Here is a 22,168-nt window from a genome sequence, read left to right on the forward strand (position 1 = left end):
ACGTAAGCGCCGCCGGCTTTCAAAACAGCCAGCACCGCGATCACCATCTCCGGTGAACGGTCGGCGAGCACGCCGACGACACTTTCTTTGGCGACGCCTTTTTTCTTCAACCGGACAGCAAGTTGATTGGTATACTGATCAAGCTCTCGGTACGTTAAGATACCGCCGGAAAAACGAACCGCCGGCAAGTTCGGCGACAGCGCCGCGCGGCGGGTGAAAAAACCATGCAGCGTCGGCGCCAAAGGTTTGACGGAATCTGTTTGGTTAAAAGCAGACAAAATCCGTTCCTTTTCGTTGGACTCTACCATATCGATGTTTTTAATCGGCTGGTCCGGCTTCTCAAGCGCCTTCTCCAAAACGGTTAAAAGATGGGATTGAATCCGTTTGATGTCATGTTCAGTAAACATAGCGGTTTGATAATCAAAATTTAACTGTATGATACCGGTATCAAGGCGCTCTTTAATTGAAACAGACAGCTGATTTGCAGTGCGCCCGCTGAAATACATGGCCGTTTCATATTCAAATCCATCCGCTTGTTGCCATTGAAGCGGCTGATACTGTATGGAAGTGACAATTAAATTTTGCAGATCACCATGCTGATGCCTTAATTCGTTCATCAGCAGATTGTAGGGATATTTTTGATGACGCATGACTGAAAGCTGTTCTTTCCCGATGCTTGTGACAAATGAAAGAACATCACAATCCGGATCAACTTCCATTCTGATTGGCAGTGTGCTCACAAACATACCGAGCATGTCTTTTTCCAGCCTGGAGGCGCGGTTTCCGTAATAGGTCCCAATCACAATATCCTTGCTGGATGTCATTCTGCTGATGCATATGTAAAACGAAGCCATAAACAGAGAAAGAATGCTAATTTGATGCTTTTCGCAAAAGTGTCGGATTGATTCTGCCAAGGGATGTGAAAGAGTCAGGGTTTCTCTTAAAGCGGCGGTGCTTTGTTGTTGAGGCAAGGCTTTTTCTGTTAGTGGGAAATGTTCTGGAATGGTGTGGTAGGTGTTTGTCCAAAATAAACGGTCTTTTTCAAACCGGGAAGATTGCAAGTATTGCTTCTCTTTTTCGATATAGGTGAGATAGGAAGGTTCATGATGTTGAGGTAAGGGTTCATTCCGAATCATTTTTTGATACATCTCAATCAGTTGATTGCCTAGCAGATTAAGAGAAATACCGTCCATTATGATATGGTGGAATTTTGCATAGAGCCAAACTTCTTCGCTCGAAATCGCCAGCAGGGTGAATTGATAAAGCGGTGAATGAAACAGCTTAAACGGAATCGAAGTCTGATCGTCAATCCACTTATTCCGTTCGGACTTGCCGGCCTTTGTCAAATCAATGGTCTCTATGGAAAGCGAGCGATGTTCAGCGAGATAAAGATCAGGCTCTTCCCCTTTCCCTTCTGTCAGCTGAAAATGAAGTGAATCATGCCGGGAAACTGAAAAGTCCAAAGCCCGCCGCAGCACATCAAGGTCAATAGCGCCCCTGAATTTGACACAGGCTGCAAGATTGCAGATACTTGTACCCGGATCGAGCAGCTCGGTAAACCATACTCTCCTTTGAGCATGGGTCAAAGTGTAGGTTGTATTCAATGGAACCCCTCCATTTCAAATATAAGAGAATAAAAAAGTAAAATAATTACAGGTTATATGACAATATATGGCTAAACCATACGTATGAGAATCATTGTAATACAAATTCGATAAAATACAACAATGTTTACAATAAATTCAATAATTTTTTAGAAAATGGTTATTTTATCTCATCTGCAAAATTCTTGTCTTTACTGCTCATAACATAAGAAAAGCTCTAAAGCAGAGAAAATATCACGATGTTTATACCATTTTATTCAAAAAACAGAGCTGGAATTCAACGCACTCTGAGCAGAAATGGAAATAAATTGTCATCATTTATTCGTAAAAAATATCATCTCACGTGTTTTTGAAAAACCTCATAAAAAAACTGTACCTTAACCAATTAAGATACAGTTTTGCTTCACTTTCAAAAGCTTTAGGCTACACGGTATCCGTTTACATGTGCGGATGATCCGTTAAACAAAAGAGTCCCTCATTTTAGTTCGTCGCACTTGCAAGAGAAAATTACAATTGAAAATGTTCAAGCGCTTGCTCCCTTAATTTAAATTTCTGCACTTTTCCTGATGCCGTCATCGGGAACTCTTCGACAAATGCGATATAGCGCGGAATCTTATAACGGGCGATTTTACCTTTGCAGTATTCTTTTAATTCGTCAGCTGTCATGGATGCTCCGCTTTTCAGTTTGATCCAGGCCGATATCTCTTCACCGAATGTTTCGTCAGGCACACCGACAATTTGGACGTCGAGAATGTTGGAATGCTTGTATAAAAACTCTTCTATTTCCCGCGGGTATATGTTTTCTCCGCCTCGGATGATCATGTCTTTTAATCTCCCGGTAATCCGGCAGTAGCCTTCTTCATCCATTACGGCTAAATCACCTGTATGCAAAAATCCGTCCTCATCAATCACCGCTGCCGTGTCCTCAGAATTTTTGTAATAGCCTTTCATGACATGGTAGCCGCGAGTGCACAGCTCGCCTTGAACGCCTCTTGCAACCTCCTGATTTGTGCCCGGTTCAGTTATTTTGACTTCAACATTCGGCAAGGCGCGCCCTACGGTTTCGACCCTTCTTTTGAGCGAATCGTTGACCCTCGTCTGGGTAATGACCGGTGATGCTTCTGTCTGTCCGTATGCAATCGTTATTTCAGACATCCCCATGTTATTGATCACTTTTTTCATAACTTCAATCGGACAGTTTGAACCGGCCATGATACCCGTTCTTAAAGAAGACAAGTCATATGATGCAAAATCTTGATCATTCAGTTCGGCAATGAACATGGTCGGTACACCGTGCAGCGCCGTGCATTTTTCCGTTTCGACAGCGGAAAGCACTTCTTTTGGATTGAATTCTTGCACCGGCACCATCGTCGCACCGGCGGTGACGCAAGCGAGAGTTCCCAGCACGCATCCAAAGCAGTGAAAAAAGGGTACGGGGATGCACATTCTGTCTTTTCTCGATAAATTCATGCATTCCGCAATATTTGCCGCGTTGTTTGCCAAATTGGAATGAGTGAGCATCACGCCTTTTGGAAAGCCTGTCGTACCTGATGTATATTGCATATTGATGACATCATGCTCTTTGAGTCGTTCCATCCTGTGATCAAGCGCTTTTACGCTTACCGACCCGGAGAGCTTTAATATGTCATCCCAAAGGTACATGCCGGGATGCCTTTTATCTCCCATCAAAATAATATTTTTTAAGAAAGGCAGTCTTTCAGATGCGAGCTTACCCGGTTCCGACTCCTTCAATTCAGGAATCAGTTTGTAAAGGATATCAATGTAAGAAGTGCCCCGGTATGATTCCATTAAAATGAGTGTTGTGGCATCTGACTGTTTCAGCACATATTCAAGCTCTGATAATTGATAGTTCGTGTTGACTGTGACAAGCACCGCGCCCGTTTTTGCCGAGGCAAACTGGGCGGTGAGCCATTCCGGAGTATTGGAAGCCCAAATTGCGACATGTTCACCTTTTTCAATACCGAGCGCCATCAGTCCTTTTGCGACTTTTCTGCACAACTGGTCAAATTGCCGGTACGTATAACGGAGACGGCGATCCGGATAGACGACAGCCTCGTGATCAGGTGCGTTTGCCGCGGTTTTCTCCAACAATTTTCCGATAGTCAAATGGAGCAGCTCTGCCAACGTTGTCCCTCCCCTCTCCCGGAAAGCGTTTTCATTTTGCCGCTTGTTTGCCTATGCCGAGCTGCCTTGCGATGACGAGCCGTTGAATTTCTGAAGTTCCTTCACCGATTTCCATTAATTTGGCATCCCGCAGCATCCGCTCGACTCCGTACTCTTTCATATACCCGTATCCTCCGTGTATTTGAATGGACTGATTACATGTCCTGAACGCCATCTCTGAGGCATAAAGCTTGGCGAAAGCCGCTTCCTTTGTAAACGGCCGGCCTTGATCTTTCAGCCATGCGGCCTTCAGCACCATATTGCGGGCAAGCTCAATTTCCATGGCCATGTCGGCAAGCTTGAACTGAATCGCCTGGAAATAGGAGATGGGCCGGCCGAATTGTTTTCGTTCGTGTGCGTATGCAAGCGCGGCCTCAAATGCGCCTTGAGCGATACCGACGGCCAGCGCGGCGATCGAAATTCTGCCCCCGTCAAGTGTATTGAGAAACTGTTTAAACCCTTTTTCCGGGCTTCCCAACAGATTTTGTTTTGGAACGCGGACATTGTCCAAGATGAGCTGCGATGTATTGGAGCCGCGGACACCCATTTTGTCATATTCGCTATTAATGGTGAAGCCTTCCGAATCTGTCGGAACGATGATGGCGGAGATGATGTTTTTTCCGTTGTCATCTTTTCCGGTGACGGCGGTGACGATGACGGTCCGGGCATATCCGGCATTGGTGATCCAGCATTTCTCCCCGCTGATCACATAGCTGTCCCCTTCCGAGCGGGCTTTTGTCCGGGTGCCGCCCGCATCTGATCCTGCATTCGGTTCGGTCAGCCCGAACGCTCCGAGCGCCCGGCCCGTCGCAAGCGGCACGAGATATTCTTGTTTTTGTTCTTCGGTGCCGAAATAATAAACCGGTGCAGCCCCGAGCGATACAGCCGCAGCATAGCTTAGACCGGTGCTCCCGCACGCTTTGCCGATTTCTTCGACGCTAAGCGCATAGGAAATCGTATCCCCGCCTGACCCGCCGTAGCATTCCGGAAACGGAATCCCCAAGAGGCCGAGCTCCCCCATTTTTTTAAATGTCTCAACCGGAAATTCTCCCGTCCTGTCAACATGTTCGGCATGCGGTGCAATTTCCTGTTTCGCAAAATCTCTGGCGAGTTCGCGAACCATTTGCTGTTCTCTTGTTAGTTCAAAATTCATAAAGTGACCCCCTTTTTGGATCGTCAAATTCCTTAGGCAGCAGAGCTTTGTAACATTATATTAAAAAAGTGCATTTTTCATGCCAGAGGATTTTGGACAGGCAAAATCGGACCGTTTGATGACAACTGATACTTACCTTTACGTAAGTACCTGAACCAAAAGTGCATACTTACAAATTCGCAGTGTGAACTTTATAATCAAGATGAAAACATGCCGAAGGAGGAAAATTTTTGAAAACACTGATTATCGTTGCACATCCAAGTTTAGAAACATCAGTTATCAATAAGCGCTGGGTAGAGGAGCTCAAAAAATATCCGGAAAAGTATACGGTTCACGAATTGTCCGACGTATATCCGGATGGAAACATTGACGCGGAAAAAGAACAAAAATTGGTGGAAGCGCACGGCAATCTTGTTTTTCAATTCCCTATCTATTGGTTTAACTGTCCGCCTCTTCTTAAAAAATGGCTTGATGATGTATTGGCTTACGGATGGGCTTATGGTTCAAATGGAGGTGATCGATTAAAAAATCGTAAAGTGGCATTAGGTGTATCCGCCGGAATTAAAGAAGAAGATTATGGTGAAAACGGAAGGTACCGCTATACGCTTGAACAAATATTAGTTCCATTTGAAACGACATTCCGATATTGTCATGCAGACTATCGTTCATTTTTTGCGTTTTACGGCAAGGAAAATGAGCCCGGCGGAAATGAGGAAGAAGCGACCGGGCCGGGAGCGGGAGAATTGGAGAAAAGCGCCCGGGATTATTTGCGTTTTATTGACAATCTTTAAGTTTTGCGGAAATCATTCCGGTTTAAACAGGCTGTCAGCCCAGCCTGTTTTTCTCTCCCCACTCACACATCATATTGAACAAAGGTAAGAGAGAACGTCCGCGTTCAGATAATGAATACTCCACCTTTGGGGGAATTTGGGGAAATTCCTTACGTATAATAAGGTCGTCTGCCTCCAGCTCTTTTAACATGATGCTCAGCGTTTTGAAGGAAATGGTGCCGATGCTTCGCTTCAGCTCATTATGCCGCATCACTTCGCGTTCAGACAGCCAATATAGAATGATTATTTTATATTTGCCGCTTATCAATGACAACGTATATCCAAAACCGGTGTTTTTAAGATCCACACCGGTCGGAACGCAGGTTTTTCCGGTTGGGGGTTGCATAACGTACACTCTCCTTTTGAATCCTATATCATAGATCATTATGTAATTTGATTGAAAGGATGTAAAGGAAGGATTTTAAAGGATGCTTAAAGAAAAACCACTACGCCGTATGTTTTCCGTGATACGGCGGATGCAGCCGTAAGAAAAAACTGCACCTCAAGATTGTCAGGTGACAATTGAGGTGCAGTTTCAATGCAGGCTTTTTTATTTATCTTCTGATATGGCCGTCGCCTCTCATGATATATTTGCATGCGGTCAATTCTTTCAGACCCATAGGTCCGCGGGCGTGAAGCTTCTGTGTAGAAATCCCGATTTCCGCGCCGAAGCCGAGTGCGCCGCCGTCGGTGAACCGGGTTGAGGCATTATGATACAGTGCTGCCGCATCAACGGTATTCAGAAAAGCCTTGGCTGTTTTCGGATTTTCGGTGATAATCGCTTCTGAATGCTTTGTTCCGTATGTTTCGATATGATCGCAGGCTTCTTCAAGACTTGCTGCGACTTTAACCGCGAGATCAAGGCTTAAATATTCGTTCTGCCAATCGGCTTCCCCCGCTGGTATCGCGCCTGGAATCCATTGAACCGCCTTTTCGTCCCCGTGAACTTGAATACCGTGTTCGTTTAAAGCATTGATAAGCGCTGCACTGTTTTCCTCAAGCCATTTTTCGTGAACGATCAGCGTTTCAAGCGCATTGCAGACGGCGGGGCGGTCTGTTTTCGCATTGATCATGACATTGATTGCTTTTTCAGGGTCTGCTTCCCGGTCGATATAGATGTGACAGTTGCCGACTCCCGTCTCAAGAACGGGAACGGTTGCGTTCTCAACGACTTCCTGAATGAGGGCACCGCCTCCCCGGGGGATGAGTACATCGATATGCTCTTTCATCTTGAAGAGCTGCTTCGTGGCGCTTCGGTCCGTGCTTTCGATAAATTGAACAGCATCGCGGGGAATGTCTGTCGTTTCCAGCGCTTGGTGCATGACCGATACGATCGCTGTATTCGAATGAATGGCGGAAGAGCCGCCTTTCAAAACGATCGCATTGCCCGATTTTAGAGCGAGCCCGGTCGCATCGACAGTCACATTCGGACGCGCTTCATAGATCATGCCGATGACGCCGAGAGGAACGCTGACTTTTTCCGCCTTTAGCCCGTTGTCGAGCGTCCAGCTTGATAGCGTTTCTCCGACCGGATCATCCAGTTCCGCGACTTCCAGCAGTCCATCGGCAAAATCCAGTACCCTGTCTTCATTGAGCGACAGGCGGTCGATGTAGGCTGCATCATAGCCTTTTTTTCGTCCCGCTTCAATATCTTTGGCATTTTCAGTGAGAATATAGCTCATGTTTTGTTTCAGGTGTTCGGCCAGTGTAGCAAGCGCCTCGTTCTTGTCTTTTTCAGTTGTCAGCCGCAAAGATTTTGCGGCTGTTTTTGCCTTTATCGCTTTTTCTTCGATTTGTGCCCTGATGTTCTCGCTTGTCGCCGTCATGTCAATTCCTCCTTTGATTTGTTTTTTAAAGCGGAACGGATAGCTCTAAATGACAGACAAACGCTTCTCTGTCAACGACAGCCTGTGAGGAAGCGGCTGTTTCCTGATTCGTATCCTTCTTCCATTTACGAAGCTGGGATGAGGAAAAGTTGACGACGCCGAGGCCGATTTCCTCTCCTTCCTGATCAAGGATTCGAACGACGGAACCGTTGCTGAAACGGCCGTTAATTTCGTAAATACTAGAAGGATACAGGCTTTTTTTACGGTCGATAATAAACTCTTTGCTTTCGTTGTGGACGATGATGTCTCCTTCAGGTCCAGAGTTAAATGCTATCCATTGCTTTTTATGGTTGAGCGTGTGTGAATCGTCATTCGGAATAAAATACGTTCCCCTCGCAGTCCCGCTGATTGCTTCTTGCAACAGACCGGAGGTGTCTGCACGCCCTAAAAATCCTTTGATGCCTGAAGCCATTGTAATTTTAAAAGCGTCCAGTTTCGACTTCATGCCGCCTGTTCCGACATCGCTTCCGGCATCCCCTGCTGAAGCTTCTATCTCCGGCGTGATTTCATTTACTTCCCGGACGAGTGCGGCGTCCGGCGTTTTTCGCGGATTCGCGTCATAAAGGCCGTCTATATCAGAGAGGATGGTCAGCAGGTTAGCGTCGATCAGACCCGCCACTTTAGCAGAAAGCGTATCATTGTCTCCGAATTTGAGCCGGTTGACGGTAACTGTGTCATTTTCGTTGATGATCGGAATAATGCCGCGTTTCAACAGAACATTCATCGTATTTCTCACATTGTTGTACCGTTTTTCATCTGAAAAATCGCTTTTTGTGATTAATATTTGTGAAGCGATATAGCCATGGGATAAAAAGAGCTTGGAATACGCTTCGATTAGTAAGCCCTGGCCGACAGATGCGGATGCTTGTTTTTCAGGCAATGTATCCGGCCTGTTGATGAAGCCAAGTTTCCGGTATCCGGCCGCCACAGCGCCAGATGAAACGAGGAGGACTTCGTGCCCTTCATCTTTGAGGCGGACGATCTGCTCAACGAGCTTTTCGAGCTTTTTGCTGCTGATTTCGCCGTGAAGACTTGTTAAAGAACTGCTTCCCACTTTGACAACTACCCTCTGTTGATTAGAGGTCATTTTATCACTCCTGTAGTATTTTTCTTCGTTACGGGTGCTTACTTTGCTGCGACTAATTGTTCAAGTTCGAGACTGATGGTTTTGGATCGTTTTGCGGCTTGTTTGACCGCCTGTTCGATCGCTTCGCCTCCGCCGCTTTCCGCCAAGGCCTTTAAACCGGCGGCAGTCGTACCGTTAGGGGAAGTGATGTTGTCTTTGAGAACAGCTGTATCTTCAGGGCTTTCCAACAGCATTTTGGCGGCGCCTAACAATGTCTGCGCGCCGATTTCCCTCGTTAGTTTTTGGCTTAATCCAGCCTCGGCTCCCGCTTTTTCGATGTGCTCCATTAAATAATAAAAGTAAGCAGGCCCGCTGCCGGCAATGCCGGTGAAAATGTCCATTTTGCTTTCTTCGATGGAATAGACTTCTCCCATGCATTGAAGCAGTTGTTTCGCGGTTTTTGACAGATCGGCTGTTACATGGCTGCCTTCGGCCATGGCGGTTGCAGATGCGCCGATTGCACTTGAGGTGTTAGGCATGATTCGGATGACAGGCTGCATGCCGTGCAGCTCGTTTTCAATAAATGAAATTGATATGCCAGCTAAAACTGACACGATAAGCTGATGGGGTTGAATATGCGGTTTCATGGAAATAAGAGCACTCTCTGCATCTTTCGGCTTCATCGCCAAGATGAAGCAATCGATGTTCTGATAGTCAAGTTCTTCTTTTCTGACGCCTCGTATTCCATATTTCTGCTGGAGTTCTTCTAAACGCCGGTGGTTCGTGTGGTTTGTAACATAGATTTGCGAAGCAGGCAGTTTTTTGGATTGAACGATGCCTGAGATCATTCCCTCTGCCATTGATCCTGCCCCTATAAAAGCTACGTTTTTTTGATTAAAGATCTTTAACATCTCCCTTTGTTCGCATTTCTGTTCGTATTTTTTCGAACACGGTTAGTATATTAACACTTTAGATATTTATGTCAAGTTTGCGTGTTTTGATTGGACGGCGCAGGTCATGTGAAAAATGGAGATTTTTGAAGAAAAAAGGAAAAGAAAAAGAGGCTGAAAGCAGATTTTTCAACTTCAATTGCACCTTTTGTCGTTTGTCTTTCCTCTATTTGAAGGCCGTTTGAATGATTTAACGGAATTTTTTAGAGATTGACAGCCTTTCGGACCGGTAAAAAAGTACGATCCTTTAGCCGTGTGAGCGCAAATAGAAAAGCGCGGGCTCGAAGCTTGTCGAACCCGCGCTTGCCAATATCAATAGGTTGTAACGTAAAGCTGCCCCTCATCGCCGCGCCATTCCGCATAAAGCACCTCTTGATACTGTGTAATACCTTGACTTGATAATTGATTTTGCAGCCAAAGCTCGTCAAAGCCGGCTTCATGCAGATTGTTCTTTTCGAGCTCGCCGTCGAGGATTAATGGCACCGGGAGCTGAACCGGTTTGTAAGGGATGTTTAAGTCTTCTTTTGTCGGCATCCCGTATTTGTGTTTTGGCAGGACGCTGAGCGAACCGTCTGTTTCAAGGATGGCATATTGGATCTCGTTTAAGGAAAAACAGCCTTTTTCACGTGCCAATGTCTGCAGCTGGTTCAGGTCCAATTTATTTTTTTTGAGGGCGTTATAATCGATTTTTCCTTTATTGATCACAATACTTGGCCTGCCCTCGAGAAAACCTCTGATGTTTTGCACTTTTTGTGATAAAACTTCTATTGAATAGATTAGAATGGCCCAAACGAGGATGGCGAAAAGGACTTTCCAGATGGTGACATCCTGATCGAAAATCGCGTTTCCAACCATTTCCCCCAATATTAAAGCGGAAATAAAATCAAACGGCGTAATTTGGGCAAATTGGGTTTTCCCCAGAATTTTCGTCATCAGAAATAAAGCTGCAAACCCTATCGTCAGTTCGACTACCAAGTGTACATATTCCATCAAGGTTCCCTCCCGAATCTCTCTCTTCATTGTTAACAATCGGGATGTAGTTTAAACCAGAGGAATACTTTTCCTGAGAAAAAGGGCCATCTGCTGCGCCGCGCCTTCTGCCAATCCATTGGTATTCTTCAAAAAATAGCGGCGTCGTGCCAACCTCTTCTTCGATCATACGGCTGAGAAGTGCCGTTCCGCTCATGACTTCTCACGATCAGGCAATGAAACAGATAAAGCTGCACGAGCGCTTTTTTAAATCCGGCTGATTCCGGGCCTTAGTCCCAATCATCCAAAACAGGCGGCCCGGTTAACTAAAGTCCCTCCATGCGGCAGGCTCTCTTTTACGCCCTCTTCCTCCAACGATCGACTTTACATGATCCCTGTTTCTTCGGACATCTGATTGTTTCTGCCTGGCATGTTTCATAAGGCTTACAGATCCAAGAGTGGCAAGAAAAACACATAAAACAACTGCAACTGAATATAAATCAAAATCGAGAAAGATTTTCACGAGACTATACGAAATGACAAGTGAAAAAACCGGTGAAACAACCCATACTTTCATTAACTTCAAAATAACGCTTTTACGAAAAATTGCCCTTCCCTTTTCAGAAAGGCCAATCCCAATGATGCTGCAAGTCGTAATCTGGGTTTGCGGCACGGGAATGCCAAATAGCGAAGCGCCGATGACTAGGGACGCACCGAGTCCGGAAACACATGACCCTTGCAAGAGCGAAAACTCGGTGATTTTTTTCCCATTCGTCTCAATGACTCTGCTTCCGAGGCAAATGGCTCCGATAGCCACGAACAGTCCCCCAAGAAACGTTCCGCTGCTGACTGACAAGAGGCCTGCTCCAACGAGAGGTCCGACGGAATTCGCGACATTGTTCATTCCCGCCGAAAAGGCTTCTAAAAACCCGGTTAAAATCACTAGTGCGGTGAGCAGCCGCGCCCATTTTTGCTGTTTAAGCCACCGCAGCCTCTTCTCGGCTTTTTTCAGCAATTGTCCAATGAAAAAAGCGAGAAAAAAAGCGGCAATCGGAATGATCAGCCAATACATGACGATCACCAACAGCTTATCGGTAAATACCGCTTGAAATGCGACGCCGACCCCGACAATCGAGCCGACCGTCACCTCGCTGGTTGAAAGGGGAATCCCCGCGATGTTTGCAATAAACAGCGAAATCGCAGATGCTCCGAGGATAATCACGACAATATGCACATTGAGAATAGACGTGGGGATAATGCCTGAACCGATTGTTTTCACAACCTCTCCTCCGCCTATCATGGCGCCCAAAAATACACCGATTCCGCTGATCCACAAGGCCGCCTGCCTTTTCCGGACGGCACCTGCGCCATACGCTATTCCCATTGAAGCTGCTGCTCCGCTCGCTCCTATGTTCATGGCAAAAAACAAAGCGATAATGAATGCCAAAATGGTAATCGTCATCTTTTACCCAGCTCCTACCGGAATTGATGCAGCCCGCATTCTGTTTTTTCCTGACGGGCCCACCTTCCCGCTCTTAAATTGCCGCCGTCTGCCACGGGAGACGTACACACCTCACAGCCGATGCTCGGATAATCTTGATCATGAAGCTTGTGATACGTCAGCTGATTCAGCTTAATGTAAGTCCAGACATCTTCCCATGTCCAGTGAATAAGGGGGCAGATTTTAATCAGTTTAAAATTGTCGTCCTTGTTGATATAACGGACATGTTTCCGTGTTTCCGACTGCTCCCGCCTCAGCCCGGTCATCCATGCCTCCATCCCTGACAGATGCTCTCTGAGCGGCTCGATCTTGCGAAGGCGGCAGCAATGGTCCGGATGGCGTTTCCAAAGTTCGCTGCCATAGCGTTTTTCCTGTTCTTCAAGCGAGAGGCCGGGTTTTAAAAAGCGAATCGACAGACCGGGATAGCGATCTTTCACTTCATTGATAAGTTCATATGTTTCCGGAAAATGCAGTCCTGTATCTAAAAACACGATGTCCGCTTCTTTCACAACTTTTGAAATCAAGTCGATCAAAACGATTCCTTCCGCGCCGAAACTGCAGGCATAAACAATTTTTTGATACGTGCTGTACGCCCATTTCAAAACGTCCATCTCGCCGCTGAAGGTATCCATCACCTCTTCAGAAGCTTTTTCATTCCATGTGTGATACGTTAAAACATCGTTCATCGATTTTCCCCCAATACGTCCTAAAGGTTAGTTTTCTTACCCCCTGATACGAAACATGAACTGAAAGAACATATAGGCAGATTATTCACTTTTTAAACTAAATGTGATCTGGAAATTGTTATGATTTCAGCAATTTTGTGAATATCTGAAAGACCCGGCGCGCCAAATTGAAATAAACCGATTCATATCAGTCAATCATTACATCTGTCTTGCGGCATTAAAATAAAAACTGGCGGTGAGAGATCCGGATTTGATATACTGATATATTTTCTAAGATTAAGTAAGGGCTTCGCGTATCTGTCGCGGGCCTTCTTTTTACGTCAGTTTTCATTGTGAAGAACTAGTGAGGAACCATATGAAAGGACGGCGAATATACTTACTTTGACTTCACAAAATGGATAGATACCTAGTTGAGAAGCAAGTCAGGAGATGAGAGGCTAACATGCTGCCTAATGGGAGGTGGACGAAGATCACTCCTTGCCGAACGGCAACACATGAATGGGAGAAACGAAAAACGGGAAAAGGTGAATTCTTATTGTGACAGCTGAATAATGGCCGACAGACATTTACCTAAAAGTATGAAAGATACAGCAGATTGTGAGGGGTAATCAATGATTTCATCTGAACTGATACTGCCCGACAGGCAGCTTAAACCAAGATTAAAAGGGATCACCATCCTGATTGATAACGGGGTTCCCTTGAACTTTTTTAAAGATACGATTCACGGAGCGGCAGATTATATAGATTTTGTGAAATTTGGATGGGGAACATCTTTAATTACGAAATATTTGGTTGAGAAAATCGATTGTCTGAAGCAAAATGACGTTCAATTCTTTTTTGGCGGAACGTTGTTTGAGAAGTTTTTAAGCCAGGATAAAATTGAAGATTACTATCGCTACTGCAAATTATATGGATGTCGTTATGTGGAAATATCAAACGGAACGGTCCGTCTCTCTAATAAAGATAAAGCAAGCTTTATTTCCGATTTTTCGAAAGAGTTTCACGTGTTCAGCGAAGTCGGCAGCAAAGACAGCGCCCTCAGCAGTGAGCTGGAGTCAGCCGAATGGATCGATTACATCCTCGAAGATCTTGAAGCCGGAGCCGAGAAAGTGATCACGGAAACGAGGGAAAGCGGCACGAGCGGGCTGTGCAAAAGCGATGGAGAAATGCGGTCCCAGCTTATTGAGGAGATCCTTCATTCCGGCATCGCTTCAAGGGATTTAATTTTTGAAGCGCCGACGAAACAGCTGCAGACGTGTTTCATTGAAAAAATCGGTCCTGACGCCAATTTGGCGAATATACCGTTTCAGGATGCCATTCCGCTTGAAACGCTGAGACTGGGACTTCGATCAGATACATTTTATTTATATGATTAGGGTCGTTTGAAAAGCGGCCTATTTTTTATTGCGGAAACTGGCGATAGGCATCAATAACGGACGGAAGCGAATCTGATAAATCGCATCGATGATCCTCGTAGAAATCCACTGGCAGATTAGTGCTTGGATAACGATTCCCCAGGCGATGACAGACGCCGTCAAAAGGAAGATGAATGCGTTCATCATAAACAGTGCAGTTCCCGGTTTTCCGCCGCGGTAAATCGATATCATTAAAGCCAGGGCGCCAAAACCGCCGTTAGAAATATTGTATTTATATAGCAATCCAACCCCCGTCCCCAAAAGGACGGATCCGTAAAATAAATCCAGCCAGATATTGTTCGTCGTCATGACGGGCATGCAGGATTCGAAGATCTGCACCGAAACGGACGTCATGGTAATCGCCCCCATCGTCCCGAAGACCGTTACGGGTTCAAGCCATTTAACGGCCGTTAAAAGCAGCGAAAAGTTGACAGCCCAGACGGTTAATCCGTGCGGAACCTGAAACCAAAAATTGAGCAAAACAGCGATGCCGGCTGCGCCCCCTGAAGGAATATGGTTTGGAAACAAAAACAGCGCCATGCCGAGACCCTGTAACACGCTGCCCAACACGATAGCATGTACGATTTTGAGCTTTCTTCCCATACGGATATAATCCCCTTTAAAGAAACTTGTCCTCTTCCTACTATATGTAAGGGGAAATGAAAAATATCACATTTTTTCGAGTTGGCGCTTTCACATGTAAGACGAGCCGTCCCATCCATACGCTTCTACGAGCTCTGTATCGATTTCGATTTTGTCCGGGACTTGAATGTATCCGTCTTTTATGCTGACGGGCACGAGTTTTGTGAACGGATTCTCCATCGCATCCCATTCGAGCGGTTCGATATCTTCTCCGTCCATTTTGCTCCAAGGCGGCAGACAGGCTTGTCCGAAAACAGCGTACATTCTTGAAAGTCCGCCGTCATAGCTGTGGGGAGAAACCCTTTTTCCGAAATGCCTGGCGAGCTTCAGAACGGTTTGAAAATCGTCTGTGCCGTCACAGTGCATAACATCGGGTTGAGCAATATCGACTGCGTTCTCCAGAAAAATCGGCAAAAACGGTTTTGCGCCTTTTACATTTTCTCCTCCGGCAACCGGAACAGAAAGCGCTGAACGCAGCATCCGGTATTCAGCGGGAACGTCAAACGGCATGGGCTCTTCAAACCAAAGCACGTTGCCCCAGGCGGAAAACCACGTTTCCCACTTCCGTGCGGCGGCCTGGTCATAACTCTGGTTGGCATCGAGTATCAGTCCGGTGTTTTGCCCTGTCATCTCCTGGAACGCCTGAATATGCGCCAAGTCTTCGGAAAACAACTTGCCTCCCGCTTTCAGCTTGACGGTTTTAAATCCGGACCGCACGGCCTTTTCGACGAGCCGGAGGGAATGGCGGCTCCAATCGGGCCTGTCTGAATATGATTGAAATGAGGCATAGACCGGGATCTGCTCCCTCAGTTTTCCTCCCCATAATTCACATACCGAAAGGCCTGCTTTTTTCGCCGTAATGTCCGTTAAAGCCATGCTAACGGCAGCTGCGGCCCGCTGATGCCACTTTTTGATGACGGTGACAAGCTCCGTGCGATTGCCCGCTTCTTTTCCAATTAAATAAGGAATGATCCGTTTTTTAAAGCCCGCATCCAAAGCAGGCAGCCAATCCGCGCATTCTCCCCATCCCGACAGGCCTGAAACTGTCGTGATCCGAATCAGGTAGCACGTTCTGTAGCTTTTCAATCCGTTCGCATCGCCGTAAGGGGAGGAAAGCCTGTGGAACAGCGGAAATGTGTCAACCTTTTCAATGCGCATATTTTTTCCCTTCCCTCCTATCTTGCGTCAGCAGGCTGCAGCCCCTTCTCCCCTTTTTTGGTGTCTTCCTTTTTGACATGAATCATCGTCAGCACCAACACACCGACGACTAATGTCAGGCCCGCAATCGACATAAACATGCCGAGTTTCGACCATTCCATCAGCCTCCCGAAAATCGGCGGACCGATCGCGACTCCTAAAAATCTGACCGATCCGTACAGCGATGTCACAAAACCGCGCCTCTCTTTTCCGACAGCCCCGGTTATGAAGCTGTTGACACACGGCAGAACAAAGCCTGTACCGATGCTGCTGATGACAAGGATCGAAATAAAAGGAATGAGCGCGGAGAAAAAAGACAGTGTGCCGTAGGAAACCGTAATCAGAGCGAGCCCGATAACCATCATTTTTTTCATCAGCTGCTGATTTTGTCCGATTTTGCTGCCCGTAATATATGATGTTGTACACATGACAAGCAGAGGGATCGCCAAGATCAGACCTTTCTTTACGCCGTCTGTATGAAATTCTTTTTCCAAAACATCAGATAAGTAAAAGAGGATGCCAAACAGAGTAAACAAACAGACGGCCCCTGCGAGATATGCGGTGAAAAGCCATCTGCCCTCATGTTTAAAAACGCTTGTCAGCCCTTTCACATATTTTCCGAGAGGCGGCGGATCTTTTTTCTTGTCTTTTTCTTTGATAAAAATCCAAGTCAAAATGATCGGTGCAATACAGAAAGCAGGAAATGCAAAAAACACCCAAAACCAAGCGATCAATGCTATCAATGATCCTAAAATCGGAGACAGCACTTTTCCGAAGCCGTTCGAGGCTTCAACGAGACCGAGCACCCGGCTTTCTTCAGATCCTTTAAAAAGGTCTCCTGTCAGCGCCATTGCGATCGGCGCTGTACCGGCTGCTCCAAGCCCCTGCAGTCCTCTCCCGAAAAGCACCCACGGGAAAGCGTTCGCAAAGGTCGTCGATGCAAATCCTGCAAGAATCCCGCCGGCCCCGTAAAGGAACAGGCACGGAATAATCACCACTTTCCTTGAGAAGCGGTCCGCCAAGTAACCCAGCAGCGGAATAAAGAGCGCTGCAGTAATCGAAAACACGGTAATGACAAGGCTGACTTGAAATTGCGATAAATTGAGTTCAGATTTCATCTTCGGCAAAATCGGAATCAGCATCGAATTTCCCAACGTCATAATCAATGGGATCGACCCGATCGCGACAACCGTCATGCCAGAGGTTTGTTTTTCTGTCATAAATTTGTACATCCTTCCTTATTCAAAATGAACTGTAAAAGTTAAGTAATCCGTTTGATCCGTCATCAACTGAACTTCGTTTCCGGCCGTTTTTCAGGTTCGCGCCGGCCGAGCCGTTCCGTATATAAATCGATATCCACCGCATACCTCGGCCTTCTTTTCACTTCGGTGAAAATCGTTCCGATATATTCGCCGATAATGCCGATCCCCATCAATTGCAAACCGCCCAAAAACCATATCGAAATGATCAACGAAGCCCAGCCAGCATTCGTGTAGCCGAGCAGCTTTTGAATCATTGCATATATACCTGCGATACAGCTTAGGAAAAATAAGAAGAAGCCAATCAGGGTAAAAAAACGGATCGGAGCGACACTGAATGACGTAATCCCGTGAAAAGCGAAAGACAGCATTTTTTTCAGCGGATATTTCGTTTCTCCAGCCAGCCGCTCTTTTCGGTCATAGAACACTTTGGCCGACCGGAGGCCGATCAGGGGCACCAGACCGCGCAGAAAAACATTTGCTTCTGCATAGCGGCTGAGCTCTTCAAGCGCCCGTTTATTCAAAAGCCGAAAATCGGCATGGTTATCGACCAGCTGGATGCCGAGCTTATTCATGATCCGGTAGAACCATGCGGCTGTTGTTCGTTTAAACCATGTATCCGTTTTCCGGCTGCGGCGTACGCCGTAGACGATTTCATAGCCTTCATGATATTTTTCGATAAACCGGCGAATTGCCGAAATGTCATCCTGAAGGTCGGCATCGATTGAAATAACGCAATCCGATTTTTGCTTCGCTTTATCTAGTCCGGCTAAGAGAGCTTTTTGATGTCCCGAATTACGGGCCAGCTTCAAGCCTGTCACATAGCGGTTTTTTGTGCTTTCCATAGCAATCAGCGGCCATGTGCGGTCCGTCGATCCGTCATCGACAAATAAAAGCTTGCTCTCTGCAGAGATCAGCTTGTCTGCTGTGAGATCATCCAATACCGCAGTCAGCTGTTTTGCGGTTTCGGCAAACACGTCCTCTTCGTTATAGCAGGGTATGACGATTGTCAGCAAAGGCTGTTGAAGATTCAATTTGCTTCCTCCTTATCGATGCTTATTTCGCTTCATATACATAGATGTTCCAAGCGGACTGCGGGTGGCTGAACCGCTTTAAAAACGCCAGCTTGTTTTGTTCTGCATTCATAATCGGAACCGAAGAAAAAATATATCGCCCCCCCATTTTTTTGAACGCTTCAGTGTTCAATTCGAGGTTCGTGATTTTTTTCTTCGTGCTCTTTTTGAACGCGTAATGTTTTCCGAGCTCGTCAACAAACAAGTAGCAGCGGCTCCCCCACTCATCGAAATAGCGTTTCAAGACCGGATTTTTATCAAGCTCTTTGGCGATGATTTTCCGGAATTGATACTTGTACTTCAGCGGATAAATATTGGCATACGTATCAAGTGTGTAAAAACCGTTATACTGCGCAATCGCGGGATGCAGGCCGATGCTCGCCACCCGGTAGGAATCGGGAGACCGGCCGATGAACCGTTTGATCTGTTTGAACTGATCTGAAGCATAAAATTCCCGAAAGGTCGGGGCATGGTGGTATGCGCCGTAAGTCAGCTCTTCATGAAACGGTATAAGCACGAGCAGCTGGGCGACCAGCGCGGCATGGACGAAGCGCCGCCATCTCTTCCCCATTTTCCACAATATGTAGCATGCAACTGCAAAGCTTGCGTATATCACAAGAGGGCGCAAAAAGTGAAAACGCGCGAAATTGAATGCCGAAAGCAGACTGATCTTTTCCTTGGGAAGCGCCCACAGCTTGTTGAACCAGAGGGCATACCATAAAGAAAGCGCATAATTTAAAATGAATAAAAAGATGAACAGCTTTTCTTCTCTTGGCCGCTTTTTTCGTTGTCTCGCAACGACGAGCCCAAAAGTGAGCACAATCAAAGGCAGGATCACCGCCGTATGGACGGTCATGACATGATTGTGGCCGAGCACGAAATTTTTAAATGACAGCCGAAACGAATGAAGGATGTCATGCCTGGATGAAATAAATTCAACCCGATGCATCGTTTCGCCTGAAGCGAAAACCGAATAAACAAGCCGGTATTCTATCGCCAGAAAAATGCCCGTCATGAGAGCGATGCTTCCGAGAAAGCGAAGGTTAAAGCTGCGCTTTGAAACCAAATCATAAAGCCAAATCAGTGAAACGGCTGCTAGGAAAAAGAAGAAACCGAGCACAAAGCTTGAGTAAAGCGGCAAAAGCGCAAGGGTCGCCCATTCTTTCCATGAGTCTCTTCCTGCCCTGATGTTTAAAAAAGCCCATAAAGCTAAAGGATGGCCAAGCGTGCTGAGCATTCCCGAAGGCCAAAAGGGTGTCAGGGCAAAAGCAAGCGATACCGCGATTCTGATGAAATACGCTTTTTCATCGCGAATCAAATGGCTTTTCAGCAGCAGGTACATCCCGACAAAGGCAAACACCCTCGTGATCGTTTGGCTTATAGCGTATGCGGTCATCGAGGGAAACAAGGCATGAAGCCAGACAATGCCGCTCCATTCCGTTCCGTAAGCATCCCGCGGCAGTCCGTTGATGATTTGCGGAATAACGGCTTTAACACCGCCGAGCAGTTGACCGCTTTCCGCCAGCACCTTATACCATGCAATGTTGGAATCCAGGTTGTCATGCACGCGGATATGAGCGTCTTCATTTAATATGTAAAGCGGAAGGACATAGAGAAGAATGACACTGAATGCGAAAATTAAATATCGCTTTTCCTTGCTGGTCTTTTTGACGAATAACGACACGAATACCACATCCAATTTTGTTCTCTTTTGGAAATATAGAGCTTTTATCATATCGCTGTTATTATTCGTGGAAGCGTTTTGAAAAATTCATCAAAATGAAAAAAGCTGTCTGTTTCACCAGACAGCTTCGCTTTACCCATTACCAAGGGTACGGGTAGTAAGGGTAGTATGGATAAAAAGGAAAGAACGGATAGAAGAATGGATACGGATAAAACGGCGGTCTCGGTCTAGGGCGCGGTCTTGGCCGCGGATAGGGGTAGCCGCCGTAGCCGCCATAAGTAAAAGGCTGCTGTCTATCCGCATCCGTCCAGTCATCTTGATATTGATAAGTTTCTTCCACTGTTATAGCCTCCTTTATTGCGTTGCATACTTTAGGTTATGTTATACACCATTAAATGGAGTACGTACACAATTTTTTTATCATTGCCTTTGTATAAATTCGAACAAATAACGATATGGCAAGTCGAATCAGCAGGTGAATATTGTGAAGCAAACAAAAAAACAGCCTGCCCTGTCAACCTAAAGAAGGTCGCAGGACAGGCTTTATTTATATGATGTGAAAACCCCTTTGTTTTATGGCAGTACAGAACTTCCCATTAAATATTTGTCAACCTCACGAGCGACTTCGCGTCCCTCGTGAATCGCCCAAACGATCAGGCTCTGTCCTCTTCTCGCATCCCCTGCTGCGAAGACTCCATCGACATTCGTTTTAAATTCCCCGTATGCTGCGTCAACTTTATTTCTCACCGTATTTACCCCGAATTGTTCAAGCAGCGGCTGTTCCGTTCCTTCAAAGCCGATAGCGATAAAGACATATTGAGCAGGCCATACTTTTTCCGTGCCCGGAATTTCGTGAAACTCAAATTTTCCTTGATCATTCTTTACTTTTTTCATTTGAATCGTATGCAGTTCTTTCAAATGGCCGTTTTTGTCTGCGACAAGCTTTTTCGTTTGGATCGAATATTGTCTCGGATCGCTGCCGAATGCTGCTTGCGCCTCTTCATAAGCATAGTCCAGTGAATGGACATGCGGCTGTTCAGGCCACATATTTTCGGCGGTTCTTGTATCGGGCAGCTTCGGATGTTTGCCGAACTGGACGACGCTTCGCGCTTTTTGGCGCAAGGCCGTTGCAACGCAGTCTGCTCCGGTATCTCCCCCGCCGATGACGATGACATCTTTATTTTTCGTATTGATAAACTGTTTATCTTTAAAATTCGAATCGAGCATGCTTTTTATAGTGCCTGTTAAATAGTCCATGGCAAAGTGGACACCTTTTGCTTCCCGGCCTTCAATCAAGAGATCGCGCTGTTTTTGGGCTCCTGTGCAAAGGATAACCGCATCGTACTGTTCTTTTAGCTCGTCGGCTGTAATATCTTTGCCGATTTCCGTGTTGGTGACAAAGTCGATGCCTTCCTGCGTCAATAGTTTGATGCGGCGTTCGACAACGCTTTTTTCAAGCTTCATGCTTGGAATGCCGTACATTAACAGGCCGCCCGGGCGGTCGCTGCGCTCGTAAACAGTGACCGAATGCCCCGCTTGATTCAATTGATCGGCGCTTGCCAGACCGGCAGGCCCTGAGCCCACGATCGCGATTTTTTTGCCGCTCCGTTTTTTCGGAATCCGCGGCTGAATCCATCCGTTTTCAAATCCTTTGTCAATAATCGTCCGTTCGATCCCTTTGATGGATACGGCCGGGTCGGAAATCGCCACCGTACAAGAGCCCTCGCAAGGCGCCGGACAGACCCGCCCCGTGAATTCAGGGAAGTTGTTTGTCTTCAGAAGGCGGTCAAGCGCTTCTTTCCACCTTCCCTTGTAAACGAGGTCATTCCATTCAGGGATTAAATTGTGTATCGGACATCCTGACGTATAACCGCCTATATCCATGCCGATTTGGCAAAAGGGGGTGCCGCAGTCCATGCAGCGCGCTCCCTGTCTTTTTGATGCTTCCTCAGAAAATGGAGACGAATATTCGTTCCAGTCATTTATCCGTGTGAGAGGATCGCGTTCAGCAGGCTTTTCCCGCTTGAATTCCATAAATCCTGTTGCTTTGCCCATTTTCCCCTCCCCTT

19 protein-coding genes are annotated in these 22,168 nt (G+C 46.4%); 2 read left to right on the top strand and 17 right to left on the bottom strand.

Annotated elements, in window-relative coordinates:
- The 3 genes from LQ247_RS20280 to LQ247_RS20290 all read right to left on the bottom strand — a co-directional run.
- The coding region (locus LQ247_RS20280) for a condensation domain-containing protein (protein ID WP_231006538.1) at positions 1-1,604 on the bottom strand (1,604 nt) is incomplete at its 3' end.
- Positions 1,605-2,111: 507 nt separating this feature from the next.
- Positions 2,112-3,749 carry an AMP-binding protein gene (locus LQ247_RS20285; RefSeq protein ID WP_231006539.1) on the bottom strand — a complete coding sequence of 546 codons (1,638 nt, stop codon included), beginning with the start codon at positions 3,747-3,749 and terminating at the stop codon, positions 2,112-2,114.
- Positions 3,750-3,780: 31 nt separating this feature from the next.
- Positions 3,781-4,941 (bottom strand): acyl-CoA dehydrogenase family protein, encoded by a 1,161-nt coding sequence (locus LQ247_RS20290; protein ID WP_020451704.1) that lies wholly within the window; start codon positions 4,939-4,941, stop codon positions 3,781-3,783.
- 230 nt (positions 4,942-5,171) lie between these two features.
- On the opposite strand from LQ247_RS20290, the gene LQ247_RS20295 reads away from it, so the two are divergent.
- Entirely contained in the window at positions 5,172-5,732 is a 561-nt protein-coding gene (locus tag LQ247_RS20295; protein ID WP_020451705.1) for an NAD(P)H-dependent oxidoreductase, read from the top strand.
- Positions 5,733-5,766: 34 nt separating this feature from the next.
- Here LQ247_RS20295 and LQ247_RS20300 read toward each other — a convergent pair whose 3' ends face one another.
- The 7 genes from LQ247_RS20300 to LQ247_RS20330 all read right to left on the bottom strand — a co-directional run bounded on the left by LQ247_RS20300 (position 5,767) and on the right by LQ247_RS20330 (position 12,829).
- Positions 5,767-6,117: a winged helix-turn-helix transcriptional regulator gene (locus tag LQ247_RS20300; RefSeq protein WP_105978812.1), complete on the bottom strand. Its 351-nt coding sequence runs from the start codon at positions 6,115-6,117 to the stop codon at positions 5,767-5,769.
- Positions 6,118-6,325: 208 nt separating this feature from the next.
- Positions 6,326-7,597: a glutamate-5-semialdehyde dehydrogenase gene (locus tag LQ247_RS20305; protein WP_231006540.1), complete on the bottom strand. Its 1,272-nt coding sequence runs from the start codon at positions 7,595-7,597 to the stop codon at positions 6,326-6,328.
- A 25-nt stretch (positions 7,598-7,622) separates the two neighbouring features.
- Entirely contained in the window at positions 7,623-8,744 is a 1,122-nt protein-coding gene (gene proB / locus LQ247_RS20310; RefSeq protein WP_101560953.1) for a glutamate 5-kinase, read from the bottom strand.
- A gap of 38 nt (positions 8,745-8,782) precedes the next feature.
- Positions 8,783-9,634, bottom strand: a complete 852-nt coding sequence (proC, locus tag LQ247_RS20315; protein WP_080131416.1) for a pyrroline-5-carboxylate reductase — start codon at positions 9,632-9,634, stop codon at positions 8,783-8,785.
- A gap of 351 nt (positions 9,635-9,985) precedes the next feature.
- Positions 9,986-10,663: a DUF421 domain-containing protein gene (locus LQ247_RS20320; protein ID WP_020451710.1), complete on the bottom strand. Its 678-nt coding sequence runs from the start codon at positions 10,661-10,663 to the stop codon at positions 9,986-9,988.
- Between the two features lie 301 nt (positions 10,664-10,964).
- Positions 10,965-12,104: an inorganic phosphate transporter gene (locus LQ247_RS20325; protein ID WP_023855744.1), complete on the bottom strand. Its 1,140-nt coding sequence runs from the start codon at positions 12,102-12,104 to the stop codon at positions 10,965-10,967.
- A 14-nt stretch (positions 12,105-12,118) separates the two neighbouring features.
- The gene (locus LQ247_RS20330; protein ID WP_020451712.1) at positions 12,119-12,829 is read right to left on the bottom strand and encodes a phosphoadenylyl-sulfate reductase; all 711 of its coding nucleotides are present in this window, start codon (positions 12,827-12,829) and stop codon (positions 12,119-12,121) included.
- Between the two features lie 611 nt (positions 12,830-13,440).
- Here LQ247_RS20330 and LQ247_RS20335 point away from each other — a divergent pair.
- Positions 13,441-14,205, top strand: coding sequence for a phosphosulfolactate synthase (locus tag LQ247_RS20335; protein ID WP_020451713.1), 765 nt, complete (start codon positions 13,441-13,443; stop codon positions 14,203-14,205).
- A gap of 18 nt (positions 14,206-14,223) precedes the next feature.
- Here the strand turns inward: LQ247_RS20335 and LQ247_RS20340 are convergent, their stop codons facing one another.
- The 7 genes from LQ247_RS20340 to gltD form a co-directional block, all read right to left on the bottom strand.
- The gene (locus LQ247_RS20340) at positions 14,224-14,847 is read right to left on the bottom strand and encodes a YitT family protein (RefSeq protein WP_026579600.1); all 624 of its coding nucleotides are present in this window, start codon (positions 14,845-14,847) and stop codon (positions 14,224-14,226) included.
- 90 nt (positions 14,848-14,937) lie between these two features.
- Positions 14,938-16,044: a mandelate racemase/muconate lactonizing enzyme family protein gene (locus LQ247_RS20345; protein ID WP_231006541.1), complete on the bottom strand. Its 1,107-nt coding sequence runs from the start codon at positions 16,042-16,044 to the stop codon at positions 14,938-14,940.
- Between the two features lie 17 nt (positions 16,045-16,061).
- Positions 16,062-17,303, bottom strand: a complete 1,242-nt coding sequence (locus tag LQ247_RS20350) for an MFS transporter (RefSeq protein ID WP_020451716.1) — start codon at positions 17,301-17,303, stop codon at positions 16,062-16,064.
- Positions 17,304-17,368: 65 nt separating this feature from the next.
- Positions 17,369-18,376: a glycosyltransferase family 2 protein gene (locus LQ247_RS20355; RefSeq protein ID WP_026579598.1), complete on the bottom strand. Its 1,008-nt coding sequence runs from the start codon at positions 18,374-18,376 to the stop codon at positions 17,369-17,371.
- A gap of 22 nt (positions 18,377-18,398) precedes the next feature.
- Positions 18,399-20,099, bottom strand: a complete 1,701-nt coding sequence (locus LQ247_RS20360) for a DUF6044 family protein (protein WP_223254868.1) — start codon at positions 20,097-20,099, stop codon at positions 18,399-18,401.
- Between the two features lie 139 nt (positions 20,100-20,238).
- Positions 20,239-20,439: a hypothetical protein gene (locus LQ247_RS20365; RefSeq protein WP_020451719.1), complete on the bottom strand. Its 201-nt coding sequence runs from the start codon at positions 20,437-20,439 to the stop codon at positions 20,239-20,241.
- Positions 20,440-20,672: 233 nt separating this feature from the next.
- Positions 20,673-22,154, bottom strand: a complete 1,482-nt coding sequence (gltD, locus tag LQ247_RS20370; RefSeq protein WP_020451720.1) for a glutamate synthase small subunit — start codon at positions 22,152-22,154, stop codon at positions 20,673-20,675.
- Positions 22,155-22,168: the final 14 nt, after the last annotated feature.

The sequence above is a fragment of the Bacillus sp. BS3(2021) genome, from assembly GCF_021043345.1.
GTDB lineage: Bacteria > Bacillota > Bacilli > Bacillales > Bacillaceae > Bacillus > Bacillus paralicheniformis.